The 16,406-nt window shown below is 69.4% G+C and carries 13 protein-coding genes; 6 read left to right on the top strand and 7 right to left on the bottom strand.

Annotation, left to right across the window (positions count from 1 at the left end):
• Nucleotides 1–145 precede the first annotated feature (145 nt).
• A complete protein-coding gene (locus ABZU75_RS32305) occupies nucleotides 146–1,768 on the top strand; it encodes a SulP family inorganic anion transporter (RefSeq protein ID WP_355562485.1) in 1,623 nt (540 codons plus the stop codon).
• A gap of 83 nt (nucleotides 1,769–1,851) precedes the next feature.
• Here the strand turns inward: ABZU75_RS32305 and ABZU75_RS32310 are convergent, their stop codons facing one another.
• Complete coding sequence (locus ABZU75_RS32310) at nucleotides 1,852–2,673, bottom strand: TauD/TfdA family dioxygenase (protein ID WP_355562488.1); 822 nt, start codon at nucleotides 2,671–2,673, stop codon at nucleotides 1,852–1,854.
• Nucleotides 2,674–2,919: 246 nt separating this feature from the next.
• Here ABZU75_RS32310 and ABZU75_RS32315 point away from each other — a divergent pair, with 246 nt between their 5' ends.
• Nucleotides 2,920–3,504, top strand: a complete 585-nt coding sequence (locus ABZU75_RS32315) for a GNAT family N-acetyltransferase (RefSeq protein ID WP_355562490.1) — start codon at nucleotides 2,920–2,922, stop codon at nucleotides 3,502–3,504.
• Nucleotides 3,505–3,710: 206 nt separating this feature from the next.
• A complete protein-coding gene (locus ABZU75_RS32320) occupies nucleotides 3,711–6,203 on the top strand; it encodes a DNA topoisomerase IV subunit A (RefSeq protein WP_350925812.1) in 2,493 nt (830 codons plus the stop codon).
• Between the two features lie 188 nt (nucleotides 6,204–6,391).
• On the opposite strand, the gene ABZU75_RS32325 is transcribed toward ABZU75_RS32320, so the two are convergent.
• Nucleotides 6,392–6,709 (bottom strand): hypothetical protein, encoded by a 318-nt coding sequence (locus ABZU75_RS32325; protein WP_030920235.1) that lies wholly within the window; start codon nucleotides 6,707–6,709, stop codon nucleotides 6,392–6,394.
• A 165-nt stretch (nucleotides 6,710–6,874) separates the two neighbouring features.
• Between ABZU75_RS32325 and ABZU75_RS32330 the strand changes: the two genes are divergently transcribed.
• A complete protein-coding gene (locus ABZU75_RS32330) occupies nucleotides 6,875–7,369 on the top strand; it encodes a carbonic anhydrase (RefSeq protein ID WP_350925814.1) in 495 nt (164 codons plus the stop codon).
• Between the two features lie 19 nt (nucleotides 7,370–7,388).
• Here the strand turns inward: ABZU75_RS32330 and ABZU75_RS32335 are convergent, their stop codons facing one another.
• Nucleotides 7,389–9,458, bottom strand: coding sequence for a DNA topoisomerase IV subunit B (locus tag ABZU75_RS32335; protein ID WP_355562496.1), 2,070 nt, complete (start codon nucleotides 9,456–9,458; stop codon nucleotides 7,389–7,391).
• A gap of 241 nt (nucleotides 9,459–9,699) precedes the next feature.
• Between ABZU75_RS32335 and ABZU75_RS32340 the strand changes: the two genes are divergently transcribed.
• The gene (locus ABZU75_RS32340) at nucleotides 9,700–9,930 is read left to right on the top strand and encodes a hypothetical protein (RefSeq protein ID WP_030920243.1); all 231 of its coding nucleotides are present in this window, start codon (nucleotides 9,700–9,702) and stop codon (nucleotides 9,928–9,930) included.
• A 17-nt stretch (nucleotides 9,931–9,947) separates the two neighbouring features.
• Here ABZU75_RS32340 and ABZU75_RS32345 read toward each other — a convergent pair whose 3' ends face one another.
• Nucleotides 9,948–10,676: a GNAT family N-acetyltransferase gene (locus ABZU75_RS32345; protein WP_355562499.1), complete on the bottom strand. Its 729-nt coding sequence runs from the start codon at nucleotides 10,674–10,676 to the stop codon at nucleotides 9,948–9,950.
• Between the two features lie 46 nt (nucleotides 10,677–10,722).
• Between ABZU75_RS32345 and ABZU75_RS32350 the strand changes: the two genes are divergently transcribed.
• Complete coding sequence (locus ABZU75_RS32350) at nucleotides 10,723–11,463, top strand: peroxide stress protein YaaA (RefSeq protein WP_355562515.1); 741 nt, start codon at nucleotides 10,723–10,725, stop codon at nucleotides 11,461–11,463.
• Between the two features lie 79 nt (nucleotides 11,464–11,542).
• Here the strand turns inward: ABZU75_RS32350 and ABZU75_RS32355 are convergent, their stop codons facing one another.
• From ABZU75_RS32355 to ABZU75_RS32365, 3 genes are all read right to left on the bottom strand, one after another.
• Entirely contained in the window at nucleotides 11,543–12,508 is a 966-nt protein-coding gene (locus tag ABZU75_RS32355; protein WP_355562502.1) for a hypothetical protein, read from the bottom strand.
• 109 nt (nucleotides 12,509–12,617) lie between these two features.
• Nucleotides 12,618–14,255: an RNA polymerase sigma factor gene (locus ABZU75_RS32360; protein WP_355562506.1), complete on the bottom strand. Its 1,638-nt coding sequence runs from the start codon at nucleotides 14,253–14,255 to the stop codon at nucleotides 12,618–12,620.
• 244 nt (nucleotides 14,256–14,499) lie between these two features.
• Entirely contained in the window at nucleotides 14,500–16,299 is a 1,800-nt protein-coding gene (locus ABZU75_RS32365; RefSeq protein ID WP_355562509.1) for a SpoIIE family protein phosphatase, read from the bottom strand.
• Nucleotides 16,300–16,406 lie beyond the last annotated feature (107 nt).

The raw sequence follows: 16,406 nt of genomic DNA on the forward strand, positions 1-16,406 counted from the left end.
GCGGTGCCTTCCGCCCGGACGACGTCGCGCGACGATGGCCGAACCTTGACCGAACCGCCGGAGCCTCTTCGGTTCCACCCGTGGGCACCGGTAGGACAGTGGGATCACCAACCGGGCACACCAGGGAGAACCGCGCTCCACCCACATGCCGAACCTCAGCAGACTGCGCGCCGACACGGTGGCGGGGATCACCACTGCCTCCGTCGTCCTGCCCCAGGCGGTGGCCTACGCCACCATCGCCGGGCTGCCCGTGCAGGCGGGCCTGTACTGCGCGCTGGTCCCGATGATCATCTACGCGCTGCTCGGCACCTCACGCCCGCTGTCGGTCAGCACCACCTCCACCCTGTCCGCGCTGACGGCGGCCGCCCTCGCGGCGACGCCCCCGGGGATCGCGCCGCTGACGGCCGCCTCGACGCTGGCCGTGCTGACCGGGGTGATCCTGCTGGCCGCGAGCGTCCTGCGGCTGGGATTCCTCGCCGACTTCATCTCCGACCCGGTGATGACCGGCCTGAAGAGCGGGATCGGCCTGACCATCGCGGCCGGCCAGCTCGGTACGGTGATCGGCGTCCACGCGCAGGGAACCAAGGTCTTCGACCGGCTGCTCTCCGCGGTCGGCAGGCTGGGTGAGGCCAACGTGCCGACGATGCTCGTGGCGGCCGGGGTGCTGGTGCTGCTCGTCGTGCTTCGGCGGGTGCCCCATGTGCCGGGCCCGCTGGTGGCGGTGACGATCGTCACGCTGATCAGCTTCCTGGCGCACCTGTCCTCGTACGGCGTGGCCACGGTCGACAGGGTGCCCGGCGGCCTGCCGACCCCGCTCCTGCCCGACCTCGGCCTGGTAAGGACACTGGCGCCGATGGCCCTCGGCATGTCGCTGCTCGCCTTCGTGGAGTCGATCACCGCGGCGAGGATCTTCCGGCACCGGGACGACCCGCCGCTCGACGCCGACCGGGAACTGCTCGCACTCGGACTGGCGAACGCCGTGGGCGGGATCTTCCGCGCCTACCCGGCGACGGGTGGGATGACGCAGAGCGAGATGAACGACGCCTTCGGCGCCCGGAGCCAGCGGGCCGAGATCGTGACCGCGCTCTGCACCGCGGTGGTGCTGCTCCTCCTCACCCCGGCCCTGGCCCCGCTGCCCACGGCCGTCCTGGGCGGGATCGTGCTGACCATCGCGGCACGCCTGATCGACGTCCACGGACTGGCGGCGATCTGGCGGGCCAGCCGGCCGGAGTTCGCGCTCGCCTGCGTCACGATGCTGGTGGCGGTCGGCCTCGGCATCATGCAGAGCGTGCTGGCCGCGGTCGTGATCTCGATACTCCTGCTGCTGCACCAGGTGGACAACCCGCCGATCTATCCCCTGGGCCGCGATCCGGAGTCGGGGGCCTATCGCGACCTCAGGCGTCACCCGTCGGACGAGACCGAGCCGGGGCTGCTGATCGTGCGTATCGAGAGCCGCCTGTACTTCGCCAACGCCCGGCGGGTGGCGGATCGGGTGAGGTCGCTCATCGAGACCACCACCCCCCGGCCCCGGGCGGTGCTCCTCGACCTGACCGGCGTGCCCGGCATGGATCTCACCGCGGTGTCGGCGGCCAGGGAGTTCTACGGCCTGGTACGACAGCACGGCATCGACCTGTGGATCGCCCTCGACAGCCTCCAGCCCCTTGAGCTTCTCGGGCGTATGGGCATCGGGGGGTGGCTGTCCGACCGGGGACGGTTGCACCCGGACGTGGAGGCCGCCGTCACGGCCTACCGCGCCCGCGGCTCCTAGGCCCCGCCCCTTGGATCCTTTGCCCACCGCGGCGAGACACCACCTGACCGATCCTAGCCACGGTGAGATCCGCCAGGCAGGGCCTAGGCGTCCAGGTGTTCGGGGAAGGCGTTGATCGTCACCCGGTGCATGCGGCGGCGCTCGGTGTAGTCGGCGACCGCGTAGTGCTGGGTGCTCCGGTTGTCCCAGAAGGCCAGCGTGCCCGGCCGCCAGTTGAGCCGGACCTGGTATTCGGGAGAGCGGATGTGGTCGATCAGGTAGGGCAGCAACGCCTCGTTCTCCCGGTCGGACAACCCCACCAGCCGTGTGGTGGAGGAGCGGTTGACGAACAGCGCCTTGCGTCCGGTCTCGGCGTGCGTGCGCACCACGGGACGCTCGATCGGCGGCCATTTGGCCTGGACCTGCTCGAGGTCGAAGTCGTGCCCCTTGGAGATGGCCTTCTTCATCGAGGCCGTGATGTCGTGGATCGCGGTGAGCTCGTCGCAGAGCCGCTGGATGGGCGGCGAGAGCGTCTCGTAGGCCAGGTGGGCGTTGGCCCAGAGGGTGTCACCGCCGATGGAGGGCAGTTGCACGCAGCGCAGCAGCGAGCCCATCGGCGGGACCGGCTCGAAGGTGTTGTCGCTGTGCCACTCGTCGCCGCCCTCGCCCTTGGGGTCGGTCTGGTCGAGGACGTGGATGGCGGTGCCACCGTCCTTCTTGAAGGCGGGGTGGTTGATCGAGCCGAAGTTCTCCGCGAAGCGGATGTGCTCTTCGTCACTGATGTGCTGGTCGCGGAAGAAGAGGACCTTGTGCTCCAGCCAGCCTCGCCGGATCTCCTGGGCCTCCCCCTCCGAGAGTGGCTTGCGCAGGTCGACACCGCTCACCTCGGCGCCGATGTGCCTGGTCACGGGCTTGAACTCAATCATCTTCGGACGCCCCTCCATCGTGGCCGCACGGCATTCGCGAAGGTTAGGTCATCCTTACCCAGCCCTCTTTCCGAGCCTAGCCCGATCCACTAAAACAAGCAATTGCTTGGTAAAGCATACGCTCCGGACCAGTGCCGGTCGAGGGCGGACCCCGCCCACTGCGGACCCCCTCGCGAGGAGGTCGCGCCGGGTCGGCGGGGAGCGAGGGAACTGGCAGGCTCCGCGCCATGGTTTGATGCATCCACTATGGACGTCACCACCTGGTATCTCGAACAGACCTCACGCTCGGACCTGCTGCCCGCCAAGTCGCCGTCGATCGAGGTCGACGTCGTACCCGCCGAGGTACCCTCGCCCGAGTTCAGCCGGTTCCTCAGCACGGCCGTCGGCGGAGAATGGCACTGGACCAACCGGCTGCCGTGGACCTGGCTTGAATGGAGCGACTGGCTGGAGGGCGGCGTGGAGACGTGGGTGGCCTACCACCGCGGCACCCCCGCGGGCTACGTCGAGCTCGCCCCCCAGGACGACGCCACGGTCGAGATCACCTGCTTCGGCCTCCTGCCGTGGGCGATCGGCAGAGGCGTCGGCGGCCATTTGCTGGAGGTCGGCACCGCCAGGGCCTGGGACCTGGCCGACCGGCAGCCCGGCCGGGAGCCGACCCGGCGGGTGTGGGTGCACACCTGCTCCCTCGACAGCCCGGTGGCGCTCGCCAACTATCAGGCCCGCGGCTTCAGGATCTACGACACCAAACTGAACGTGCCCGACGACGAGTACGAGGGGGAGACCCCCGGCCCCTGGCCCGGGGCGGGCCCCAGGACCCGCGACACTCCCTGACACCCCGCCCGGAACGGCGGTAGCCCTCGGCGGCAGGCCGGGGAAGGCCCGAAGGTGTCGGATGAGCTGGGTATGGTATCGAGTCTCGGTACCATACCGGCCCGAGGCTCCCAGGGGAGCCGGTGCAGGCGGTTCGACCACGAAGACAGAAGGAGGATGCGCCTCCCCCTCGGCCTGACGGCCGGGGCGCGCGCGCAGGAAATCAGATGGCTCGACGGACGACCACACCCCCGACCGACGAGGGCTTCGAGGAGCGGATCGTCGACATCGACGTTTCCACCGAGATGCGCACCAGCTTCCTCGAATACGCATACTCGGTCATCTATCAGCGTGCGCTGCCGGACGCCAGGGACGGCCTCAAACCGGTCCAGCGCCGCATCCTCTACTCGATGAGCGAGATGGGCCTCCGGCCCGACCGGGGCCACGTCAAGTCCTCGCGCGTCGTCGGCGACGTGATGGGCAAGCTCCACCCGCACGGCGACACCGCCATCTACGACGCGCTGGTCCGGATGGCCCAGCCGTTCTCGATGCGCCTGCCGCTCATCGACGGGCACGGCAACTTCGGCTCCCCCGACGACATGCCCGCCGCGATGCGCTACACCGAGGCCCGGCTGGCCTCGGCGGCCATGGCCGTGGTCCAGTCGATCGACGAGGACACCGTCGATTTCAAACCCAACTACGACGGCCAGGAGACCGAGCCCACGGTCATGCCGTCGGCCTTCCCCAACCTGCTGGTCAACGGGGCCACCGGCATCGCGGTCGGGATGGCCACCAACATGGCGCCGCACAACCTCGTCGAGGTCGTCGCCGCCGCCCGCCACCTGATCAAGAAGCCGGAGGCGACGCTCGACGACCTGATGCGGTTCGTCCCCGGCCCCGACCTGCCCACCGGCGGCACGATCATCGGCCTCGACGGCATCCGCGACGCGTACGCCAAGGGCCGCGGCACCTTCCGGATGCGCGCCAAGTGCGCCATCGAGCAGGTCAGCCCCCGCCGCAAGGGCATCGTCGTCACCGAACTGCCCTTCAACGTCGGTCCCGAGCGCGTGGTCACCAAGATCAGGGAGCTGGTCACCGCCAAGAAGCTCCAGGGCATCTCCGACCTCAAGGACCTCAGCGACCGGCACAAGGGCCTCCGCCTGGTCATCGAGATCAAGAACGGCTTCATCCCCGAGGCCGTGCTGGAGGAGCTCTATCGGCTCACCCCGATGGAGGAGACCTTCGGCATCAACAACGTCGCGCTGGTCGACGGCGAGCCGCGCACGCTGGGCCTGCGCGAGCTGCTCCAGGTCTACGTCGACCACCGTATCGACGTGGTCCGCCGCCGTTCGCTGTACCGCAGGCGCAGGCGCGAGGAGCGGCTGCACCTCGTCGAGGGCCTCATCGTCGCCCTGCTCAACATCGACGAGGTGATCCGGGTCATCCGTTCCTCCGATGACTCCGCCCAGGCCCGCGAGCGCCTGACGCAGGCATTCCAGCTGTCGGAGATCCAGGCCAACTACATCCTCGACACCCCGCTGCGCCGCCTGACCCGCTACGACAAGCTGGAGCTCGACCGCGAGAGCCAGACGCTGCGTGACGAGATCGCCGAGCTGACCGCGATCCTGTCCTCCGACGACAGGCTCCGCAAGGTCGTCTCCGACGAGCTCGCCCAGATCTCCAAGACCTTCGGCACCCCGCGCCGCACGGTGCTGCTGGAGTCCTCGGGGGTGGCGAGGAACGTCTCGGTCCCCCTGGAGGTCGCCGACGACCCCTGCCTGGTGCTGTTCTCGTCCACCGGACTGCTGGCCCGCACGGCCGATGCCTCGCCACTGGCCGGCGACGGTGACCGCTCGGCCCACGACGTGCTGGTCTCCGCGGTGCGGAGCACGGTCAGGGGCGAGGTGGGCGTGGTCACCAACCAGGGGCGGATGATCCGGGTCCAGGTGGTCGACCTGCCCACGCTGCCCCGCTCGGCCAACCCGCCGTCGCTGTCCGGAGGCCATCCGGTCACCGAATACGTCACCTTCAACCCGGGTGAGACCGTCGTCGGCGTCGGATCGCTCGACCCCGACGGACCCGGCCTGGCACTGGGCACCGCGCAGGGCGTGGTCAAACGGGTCGTCCCCGACTACCCGGCCAACCGCGACGACTTCGAGGTCATCGGCCTCAAGGACGGCGACACCGTGGTGGGCGCGGTGGAGCTGACGAGCGAGGACCACGACCTGGTCTTCATCACCTCTGAGGCCCAGCTGCTGCGCTACCCCGCCTCCGCGGTCCGCCCGCAGGGCCGCCCGGCGGGCGGCATGGCCGGCGTGCGGCTGGACGGGGACGCCGTGGTGATCTGGTTCGGCGCGGTCGACCCCTCCCGCGAGTCGCAGGTCGTGACGATCGCCGGCTCCTCGACCGCACTGCCGGGCACCCAGATCGGTGGCGCCAAGATCTCCGACTTCGCCGAATACCCGCCAAAGGGTCGCGGCACCGGCGGTGTCCGCGTCCAGCGGTTCCTCAAGGGCGAGGACGTCCTGCTGCTCGCCTGGGCGGGCCCCGGCCCGGCCCGCGCGGTCTCGGCCGTCGGCAAGCCCGTGCCGCTCCCCGAGGAGCTGGGCCGCCGCGACGGCTCCGGGGTCCGGCTCACCCACACGGTGTCGGCCGTGGGCGGCTCTCTGTGCGCCGAGGACGGCCGGCAGGACCAGGGGGCGGCCACCTCACCGGAATGATCCTCATCCCCCGTGCAGGACCCCGAGGAGCCCCCGTCAGGACGACGGGGGCTCCTCGGGGTCGGCGGGGATGACGGTCCCGCGCACCGGGCGCCGGCGTCGCGTCCTCCGGCCCCCGCGGCGCCACCCGGCAGGTCTCGGGTTTCGGGGCGTGCCCCTCCCGCGGCGCTCGGGATTCGCTCGGGATCTCAGGTGAGCGCCCCCTGGAGTGCGAACCTGATGGCCATCAGCAACTGCCAGGGCTCACCCGACTCCCAGAAGCGGATGACCCGGGCGACACGATCCGGCGGATCGAAGCCACCGGCCCCGTACGGCCCAAAACACCCCGCCTCCACGAGGACGGCCACGAACGGGTCGTCCTCCTTCAGGGACCGGGTGTAGGCCGCCGCGTCGAGCAGGGCCAGTGCCGAGCGCGCGTTGCGCCCCCCGTCCCTGGACTCCACCCGGTCCAGCTTCCGCCTGCCCTGGTCACGGAGATAGTCGGCCAGCGATTCCGTCCTGCTCATTACCCTCTCCACCTCCCGGACTTTGAGTGACGACATCATCACTCAATGTGAGTTCAGGTGGTGGGATCTTGGTGAAGTCGTCACCTGAGGCGCCCCCGACAACTCTCACCAAACGGGCATGACGCATCATTAGTCCGTTAACTTCATCGACCGAGGGATGCGTACGTGAGTGCCTTTGACGACCTGCTGGCCGCCAACGAGGAGTTCTCCGCCACGTTCACCGACGCGGAACTGACCGGCAAGGCGGCCCGCGGCCTTGCGGTGGTCACCTGCATGGACTCCCGGATCGATCCGCTGGGTCTCTTCGGCCTGAAACCGGGCGACGCCAAGATCCTCCGCAACGCCGGAGCCAGGGTGACCGACGACGTGCTGCGTACGCTCGTCCTGGCGGTCAACCTGCTGGCGGTGGAGCGGGTGCTGGTCATGCCGCACACCGACTGCGGCATGACCAAGGTCACCGACGACGAGGTGCATGCGATCGCCGCCCGCCGCGGTGTCGACACCCGGAGCCTGGACTTCCACACCGTCCCCGACCAGGACGCGGCGCTACGCCATGACCTCACCCGGATCAGGACCAGCCCGTTCCTTCCGGCGGGCATGCCGGTGGGCGGCGCCATCTACGACGTACGCACCGGCAGGCTGATGCCGGTCGAGATCTGAGCCTCGGGATCCGGCCCCGCTACGCGTCGATGTGGTCGCGGTCGATCTCGGCCGCGCTGCTCACGATGAACTCCCGGCGCGGGGCCACGTCACTGCCCATCAGGAGGGCGAAGATACGCTCGGCCTCCTCGATGTCCTGGATGCGGACCCTGCGCAGGGTGCGGTGGCGGGGCTCCATGGTCGTCTCGGCCAGCTGGTCGGCGTCCATCTCGCCCAGGCCCTTGTACCGCTGGACCGGGTCCTTCCAGCGCTTCCCCCTGCGCTCCAGATCACGCAACACCTTGTGCAGCTCGGCGTCGGAGTAGCAGTAGACGTATTTGCCGTGACCGCGGCTGGGGTTGATGACCTCGATCCGATGCAGCGGCGGCACGGCGGCGAAAACGCGCCCGGCCTCGACCATCGGCTTCATGTAGCGGTGGAACAGGGTCAGCAGGAGACAGCGGATGTGCGCCCCGTCGACGTCGGCGTCGGCCATCAGGATGACCTTGCCGTAGCGAGCCGCCTCGATGTCGAAGGATCGGCCGGAACCCGCCCCCATGACCTGGATGATCGCGGCACACTCGGCGTTCTTGAGCATGTCCGCGACGGACGCCTTCTGCACGTTCAGGATCTTGCCCCGGATCGGCAGCAGCGCCTGGAACTCCGAGTCGCGGGCCGCGCGGGCGGTGCCCAGCGCCGAGTCACCCTCGACGATGAACAGCTCGCTGCGGTCGACCTCGTCGCTGCGACAGTCGACCAGCTTGGCGGGGAGCGCCGAATTCTCCAGGGCGGTCTTGCGGCGCTGGTTGTCGCGGTGCTCCCGGGCGGCGATACGGGCCTTGGCCGCCGCGACGATCTTCTCCAGGACCGCGCGGAGCTGTGGCTTCACAGTGCGCGACGGGTTGGCGAGCAGTTCCTTGAGCTCGCGCGAGACGACGTGGGCGACGATCCGGGAGGCCGCCGAGGTGCCCAGGACCTCCTTGGTCTGGCCCTCGAACTGCGGCTCGGGCACCCGGACGGTCACCACCGCGGTGAGCCCCTCCATGATGTCCTCGCGGGTGACCGGGGCGTCACCGTTCTTGAGCAGGCGGGTCTCGCGCAGCTGCTCGTTCAGGGTGCGGACGAGGGCGCGCTCGAAGCCGTTGACGTGGGTGCCGCCCTTGGGGGTGGCGATCACGTTGACGAAGGACCTGACCGTACTGTCGTAGCCCTTGCCCCAGCGCACCGCCACGTCCACGGTTAGCTCGCGCTGGACCTCGGTCGGGGTCATGTGCCCCAGGTCGTCGAGGACGGGGACCGTCTCGTGGAAGTGGCCCACGCCCCGCAGGCGCAGCACCTCGCAGACCGCCTCGTCCCGGGCGAGGAACTCGGTGAACTCCGAGATGCCGCCGTCGAAGCGGAACTCCTCCTCGGTCGCCTCCTCGCCGCGGCTGTCACGCACGGCCAGGGTCAGGCCGGGGACCAGGAACGCGGTCTGGCGCAGGCGGACGTGGATCTCGTCGAGGGAGACCTCGGCCTCGGGGAGGAAGATCTGGTGGTCGACCCAGAAGCGCACACGGGTGCCGGTGACCTTCTTCGCGGCGCCGCCGTCACGCAGCCCCGACTTCTTCTTGAACTTGGCCTTGGGCCCGTCGCCGTCGAAGACGCCGGGAACGCCCCGGCGGAAGCTGATCTCGTGGATCCGGCCGTAACGGTCGACCTCGACGTCCAGCCGCGAGGAGAGGGCGTTGACCACGGAGGCGCCGACGCCGTGCAGGCCACCGGAGGCGCCGTAGGAACCGCCGCCGAACTTCCCGCCGGCGTGCAGCTTGGTGTAGACGAGCTCGACGCCCGCCAGACCGCTCTTGGGCTCGATGTCGACGGGGATGCCCCGGCCGTCGTCACGGACCTCGATGGAGCCGTCGGCGTGGAGTTCGACCTCAATGCGGGTGCAGTAGCCGGCCAGGGCCTCGTCGACCCCGTTGTCCACGATCTCCCACAGGCAGTGCATGAGACCGCGGCTGTCGGTTGACCCGATGTACATACCGGGGCGCTTGCGGACGGCTTCGAGCCCCTCCAGCACCGACAGGTGGCGGGCCGTATAACCCGTCTCCGCGCTAACTGCGGTCACACCCACTCCCAGCTCTGTCGAACACGTGTGCGCAGCTTACCGTTCTTCCCGCCGCGACGCGTACAAGCTTGCCATCCGGTGGACAACGGCGTTACATCCAGCGTGATCATCGTTACTTTCGGCCGCTTTCCGCTCTGGGCGTAGCAGGGGGTCGGTTGGGAACGTTCGTATCGGGTTAGATGTTCTCTCAAGTGACTGACGCCAGATCCTCCACCTCAGGGGATGACCTGAAAGGCGATACGTGACTGGAACCCTCGCCCCCGCCAAGCAGCTGACCGCTGCGGACCGCTGTGACCGGTGCGGCGCCCAGGCCTACATCCGCGCGACCCTGCCCGTAGGTGGGGAGCTGCTGTTCTGCGCCCACCACGGGCGTCAGCACGTAGCCGTGCTGAGAGACAAGGGTGCCAACATCCAGGACGAGTCTGCGCGTCTCAGTGACGCTCCGGCAACGGCAGGCAACGACGAACGGTAACCAGACGGATGGAGCCATCAGCGGACCCGATAGTGATATCGGCCCGCCACTGTGAAGCCGTGGCGCTCGTAGAGCGCCCTGGCCACCGTGTTCGACTCCACCATTACTAAATATGCCCGCTGCGTGCCCTGCTCTCGCGCATGTGTGAGCAGGGCGCGTAACACCTTCCGCCCGTGGCCCTTGCGCCGCGCGTGCGGCACCACGGCCATGGAGTAGATCCCGAACCACTCCCCCTGAACCACACCCCGCCCCACGGCCTCCTCACCGAGCGAGGCGTATGTGGCGGGCACACCGGTGAGGATCCGCACGGCCGTCGCCAGACCGTCGCCACCGGACCTCCCGTCCACGCCCCACCAGGCGTCCAGCCATGCCCGCGAGGGCGCTTCGGCGAGATCGACCTCTTCCTGCGACGCGCCGATGCCGTTCCAGGGCGCCTCGGGCACCAGGCTCACCGTCATGACCAGCGTTGGATCGACCACCCGATAGCCACGCGCGTGCAGTAACGCGTCCAGGCCGGGCGTGGCGCCACCTCCCACCGAGAAGACGCAGGGCAGGCCCCGGTCGGCATAGAACTTCTCCGCCGCCTCGACGCCCGCTTCCAGATCCCCCGGCTCACCCAGCGGCAGCACGGAGTTGGCCCGCTTGGTCACCCCGTCCGCCGCGCGCAGGATCCAACCCCCCGCGTCCACCCGGTGAATCGCCGGCCAGGCCTGGTCGACCAGCCGGTCGAAGACCTCATCGATCATGCTGCAGGATCCTAACCCCTCGGTCGCCGCACTACGCTCGGTGAGTGTGCTGATTCTGCTGCCTCCGTCCGAGGGAAAGGCCGCGCTGGGTGACGGCCCCGCCCTCGACCTGCCCCGGCTGAGTTTCCCCGCCCTCACCCCGTCCAGGCAGCGCGTCCTGGACGTGCTCACCGTCCTGTGCGAGGGTCCCGCCGCACGGGAGGTGCTCGGGCTGTCGCCAGGACAGGCAGGCGAGATCGGCAAGAACCTGCTGCTGCGCACCGCGCCCACGCTGGCCGCGGCCGACCTGTACACCGGCGTGCTCTACGACAACCTTCACCTGGCCTCGCTCTCCCCCGAGGCCGCGGCGCGGGCCTCGGAGAGTCTGCTGATCTTCTCCGGCCTCTGGGGCCTGCTACGGATCGGCGACCGCATACCCCCGTACCGGCTGTCGATGGGGGTGCGACTGCCGCCGCTCGGCGGTCTTGGCGCCTTCTGGCGCCGATCGGTCACCCCGCTGCTCGACGCCGAGCCCGGTCTGGTGGTTGATCTGCGCTCGGGCACCTACGCGACGGCGTGGCAGCCGGGTGGCAGGGCGGTGGCGGTGCGGGTGCTCAAGGAGGGGAAAGTCGTCAGCCACATGGCGAAGGCCACTCGCGGCGTCATAGCCCGCTCGCTGCTGGAGGGGGGCGTCGATCCACAGAGCCCCGAGGAGCTCACGAAGGTCCTGGACCACCTTGGGCACTCCGTCACTCTCTGTCCACCTCCCAGGGGGAGGCAGTCATGGATACTCAACGTAACGGTGTGATATTCACCACATTTCCCTTATAGCCTCATGGCAGGACCGGGCGGCACGCGTGATCCGGCGTGCACGTCTCGCGCCCCGCTCACGCCGGGACAAGGCGGAGCCGCCCGCAGGCCCGCTCGAACTGCTGAGCGGGATCACCCAGATAGGACCACGGCAACCGGCTGACCCTGCCCCCGGTACGCGTCAGGTGCCCACGCGCGGGCCTGCGCAGGTCTGCCAGGTAGAAGGCGGCCCCGAACAGGTTGTGCGCCTCTATCGACCGTGGATGGCTGTCGCCGCCCAGCCAGCGGCCCGCGTGCGAGACGATCTCGCGCAGCGCCCCGTCCGAGAACCAGCCTCCGCGCGACATCGGGGACCGCTCGGCGGCCACCTGTTCGAAGTGCGCCAGCGGCAGCAGGGCCGCCATCGGGTCCCCGTCGGGCGCCCGCGACACGGCCTGCCTGGCGAACTCCAGCATCTCCTGGGCACTGCCGCCCCAGGCCGGTGACAACGTCATGAGCCTGGCCACATTGGCCGGGAACAGCGTCGGATAACGGCGAACGGTTTCGAACCAGACCGCGTCCTTCTCCTGGCGCGGCCGGTCGAGGCCGAGATAGAGCCACATGATCGACTCCCAGGGCACCGGATCGGACGGCACGAGCGCCGCCGCGGTGAAAAGCGGCTGCCTGGCTCTCTCCATCGCCGCCTGGAACGCCTGCAGACGCTGCGCCTGCACGGCCCGGGCCTTGACATCCGGCTTGATCGTCCAGGCTTCCTCGATGCGGGTACGCCCGAGCCAGAGCCACAGGTCGGGGTTGGCCCGGTCATGGAGCGCCAGCGTCTCAATGGCGCCACTGTGGCCGACGGCCGCCCTGGCCAGCGCCTCGACCCTGAGCGCGCGTCTCTCCGGATCGCCACGGGCCGCGCCGAGCGTGAACGTACCGCTCTCGAACACCCTCCGGCGCACCGCGGCGACCGCGTCGTCGAGCATCACGTCCGCCCACGGACGATCGACGATCACCCGCAGCCTCCGGGCGCGAATCCTGTCAACTTCGGCCACACCCATGAGGCGGGAGCCTAGAAGTTCGTTTCACACCCCGTGCTACCGGCCTATTACACCGGCGTTAATGACGTGGGGCCCGCACCGGACAGTGCGGGCCCCCTGTCAGAAAGCCTCAGTCTAGGTAGTCACGCAGGACCTGCGACCGGGACGGGTGGCGGAGCTTGGACATGGTCTTGGACTCGATCTGCCGGATGCGCTCGCGCGTCACCCCGTAAACCTTGCCGATCTCGTCCAGCGTCTTCGGCTGGCCGTCGGTCAGGCCGAAACGCATCGAGACCACGCCCGCCTCGCGCTCGGACAGCGTGTCCAGAACGGAGTGGAGCTGCTCCTGCAGGAGCGTGAAGCTGACCGCGTCGGCGGGAACGATGGCCTCGGAGTCCTCGATGAGGTCACCGAACTCGCTGTCCCCCTCCTCACCCAGCGGGGTGTGCAGGGAGATCGGCTCGCGACCGTACTTCTGGACCTCGACGACCTTCTCGGGGGTCATGTCGAGCTCGCGGGCCAACTCCTCGGGAGTGGGCTCGCGCCCCAGGTCCTGAAGCATCTGCCGCTGGACGCGGGCCAGCTTGTTGATCACTTCGACCATGTGGACCGGAATGCGGATGGTCCGCGCCTGGTCGGCCATGGCTCGGGTGATCGCCTGCCGGATCCACCACGTGGCGTAGGTGGAGAACTTGTAGCCCTTGGTGTAGTCGAACTTCTCCACCGCGCGGATCAGGCCCAGGTTGCCCTCCTGGATCAGGTCCAGGAAGAGCATGCCGCGGCCGGTGTAGCGCTTGGCCAGCGAGACCACGAGGCGGAGGTTGGCCTCCAACAGGTGGTTCTTGGCCCGGCGGCCGTCCTCGGCGATCCACTCCAGCTCGGCGCGGACGTCGACCGGGAGCCTCTCGCCGTCGGTTCCCAGCTGCTCCTCGGCGAACAGACCGGCCTCGATCCGCTTGGCGAGCTCGACCTCCTGCTCCGCGTTGAGCAGGGGGACCTTGCCGATCTGCTTGAGGTAGTCCTTGACCGGGTCGGCGGTGGCGCCGGCGGCGGCGACCTGCGGCACCGGGGCGTCATCGTCGTCATCGGAGAGGATGAGGACCTCGTCCTCGTTGACCTCGATGGCCTCGGCCTTGGGCTCCTCCTCGGCCTCGGCTTCCACCTCGACCTCGACCTCGACCTCGGCGACGGCCTCCAGGTCGAAGTCCTCGAGCTCGACGTCCTCGAGCTCGAGGACCTCGTCGTCATCGCCGGCGAGCGACTTCGACTCGGACGCGGGAGCCGGAGCGGCTACCTCGGGACCGGCCTTCTTCGGCGGGGCCGGAACCGGCTTCTTGGCAGCCGGGGCGACCTTCTTGGCCGGCGCCGCGGGCCTCTTGGCCGCGGGAGCGGGCTTCTTGGCCGCTGCCGCGGGCTCAGAACCGCCGACGACCGCGGTGACGGTCTCCGGCTGCTCCTTGGCCGCCGCGGCGGTCTTGGTCTTCTTGACGGCGGCGGGCGCGGCCGGGGCAGTGCGGCGCTTGGCCGGAGTGCGGGACTTCTTGGGAGCCGCGGAGTCCTCGGCAGTCAGCCGTACGGTAATGCCCTCTTTGCTGAGGCTTCGCAGGATTCCAGCGACCTGCGCCATCGGAATGTCCGCTTCCTCGACGGCCTTGCGGACATCCTCGGACTCGAGGAACCCCTGCGAGCGCCCCCGCTCCATCAGCTGCTGAATGACGGGCTCGTTCAGCTCGGATGGCTTCGAGCGAGTCGAACTTGCAGGCGACACGAACACCTCTCGAAGGAAAGCGAGACGAGAATGGATCCAGATGCCCAACTAGGGGCACTTCTACCTCTAGTTGTGGTTAGCGAGGCCGCGCGAACCGCGACGCACCTGTCCAGCATTGTGGCATGACACCGTGATCCATACGGCCGCCTCCTGGCGGTTGCCCTCCACCCTAGGCCGACCAAGAGAGTAGTGCGTACGGAAGCGAGGCACCGATACCCGAAAGCAACCGTTATGACTGTTTCATTCAGTCACTCTTCGTGGCGGCGGGAACGTGAATCGCGAGCACTGTGACGTCGTCATCCTGCTCATATCCAGACAACATCCGGTCGACAAGGAAATCTAGCAACATGTGAGGGCTTCCGACCACTTCAGCCGGCGCTTCGGTCACAACAGAGCAAAGATCAGCGAGTCCGGCATCAAGACCACGCTTCCGGTTCTCCACCAGACCATCCGAATACAGGACGGCGGTGTGGCCCGGCGGGACACAGAACCTGAACTGCCTGCGACTCGTGGGCCAGCCCAGCGGGGTGCCCGGCTCGCCGTCACACAGTATCGGCACGCCCTCAGGGGAGACCAGCAGGGGCGGCGGGTGACCGGCCAGCGCCAGCGTGCCCTCTCCGGTGCCGGGCTCGACGACCATGTAGGCGAGGGTCGTGACCTGCTCCTCCTCCTCGGTCGCCTCGAAGACCCGGTCGAGGCCGGTGAGGACCGCCGCGGGCGGCGGGTTGGTCAACGCCAGGGCCCGCATGGCGTTGCGGATGCGGCCCATCCCCGCCGCGGCCTTGACACCCTTGCCCATGACGTCGCCGACCACCGCCGCGACCCGGCCGTCCTGGAGCACGAACGCGTCGTACCAGTCACCGCCGACCTGCACATGGCGGCTTCCCGAGCGGAACCGCTGGGCCAGTACCAGCCCCCTGACCACCGGCAGGCGATCGGGCAGCAGGCTGCGCTGGAGCGTCTCGGCGGTGCGGTGCTCGCGCTCGAACAGGGTGGCCCGCTCCACGGCGAGGGCGCACTGCCCGGCGAGCGCCTCCAGGAACACCCCGTCCTCCTGGGAGATCTTCTGCGGGCGGGTGAAGGAGAATCTCAGTGCCCCGAGCGCGCGACCCGCGGCCAGCAGCGGCAGGCCCACCCAGGCCCGCTCGTCACTGTGGGCGATGAAACCGGTGATGCTGTCGTCATCGCCGCCCGCGTCGACCAGTTGGGACCGCAGGCTGTCCGGCGACTCGGCGAAGACCGGGCGCCGGCTGTTGACCGCCATGGTCATCACGCTGGAGTGCGACAGCGGGATCTCCTCGCCGGGCGCGCCCGGAACGTCGGGGATGCCACCGCTGTTGACCAGCTTCAGCGCGGCCCGGTCGACGTCGAGCAGCGCCACCGCCGACCGGTCGGCGGCCAGCGCCGTACGACCCACGTCGATGATGACCTGGACCACCTGCTCGACGGTGAGCGCCTCGGCGAGCAGCGCCGTGGCGCCCTGCAGGCGCGCGGTCCGCAGGGCCGCGGCGCCGAGCTGATCGGTCAGGCGGCCCCGCATCTCCTCGGCCTCGCGCTGCGGGGTGACATCGGTGTTGGCCCCCACCCATTCGACGACCCGGTTGTGCCGGATGATCGGGACGGCGCGCACCTCGAAGTGCCGGTAGCCGCTGGCCCGGGTGCGGACCCGGTAGCTCCACTCGAACATGATCCGGCCGCGCAGCGCCTCACGCCAGGCCTCCTCGGTGTGCGGGCGGTCGTCCGGGTGGACGGCCTCCAGCCAGCCGTGGGTCAGGTACTCCTCCAGCCCCTGGCCGGTGATGGCCCGCCACTGCGGCGCGTCCTCCTCCACGACGCCGTTGGGCGCGGTGATCCAGACCAGCTGGGACTGGGCCTCGACCAGCGAGCGGTATCGCTCCTCGCTGCGCCTGAGATCCTCCTCAACCTGCCTGCTGTCGGTGATGTCGACGCCGACCAGGCAGATCGCGCGCAATGCGCCCTTGTCGTCGTGGATCGGGGAGAAGGTCAGCGACCAGTGGTGGGTCTCACCACCGGCGGTGCGCACCCGGATCCGCTAGTCGCCGTCGACCGAGGCTCCCGCGACCATGCTCCGCACCGAGCCCTCGATCAGGGCGGTCAGGTCGGCGGAGAGCAACTCACCGGGGGCCCGTC

This window comes from Streptosporangium sp. NPDC005286 (assembly GCF_040607515.1).
Lineage (GTDB): Bacteria > Actinomycetota > Actinomycetes > Streptosporangiales > Streptosporangiaceae > Streptosporangium.

What these genes read in the sequence shown, in the direction of transcription:
- ABZU75_RS32325 (WP_030920235.1), bottom strand. Translation starts at nt 6,709, where the DNA reads ATGAGCAGGACGGAATCGCTGGCCGACTATCTCCGTGACCAGGGCAGG.
- ABZU75_RS32305 (WP_355562485.1), top strand. Translation starts at nt 146, where the DNA reads ATGCCGAACCTCAGCAGACTGCGCGCCGACACGGTGGCGGGGATCACC.
- ABZU75_RS32345 (WP_355562499.1), bottom strand. Translation starts at nt 10,676, where the DNA reads ATGATCGATGAGGTCTTCGACCGGCTGGTCGACCAGGCCTGGCCGGCG.
- ABZU75_RS32320 (WP_350925812.1), top strand. Translation starts at nt 3,711, where the DNA reads ATGGCTCGACGGACGACCACACCCCCGACCGACGAGGGCTTCGAGGAG.
- ABZU75_RS32315 (WP_355562490.1), top strand. Translation starts at nt 2,920, where the DNA reads ATGGACGTCACCACCTGGTATCTCGAACAGACCTCACGCTCGGACCTG.
- ABZU75_RS32355 (WP_355562502.1), bottom strand. Translation starts at nt 12,508, where the DNA reads ATGGGTGTGGCCGAAGTTGACAGGATTCGCGCCCGGAGGCTGCGGGTG.
- ABZU75_RS32310 (WP_355562488.1), bottom strand. Translation starts at nt 2,673, where the DNA reads ATGATTGAGTTCAAGCCCGTGACCAGGCACATCGGCGCCGAGGTGAGC.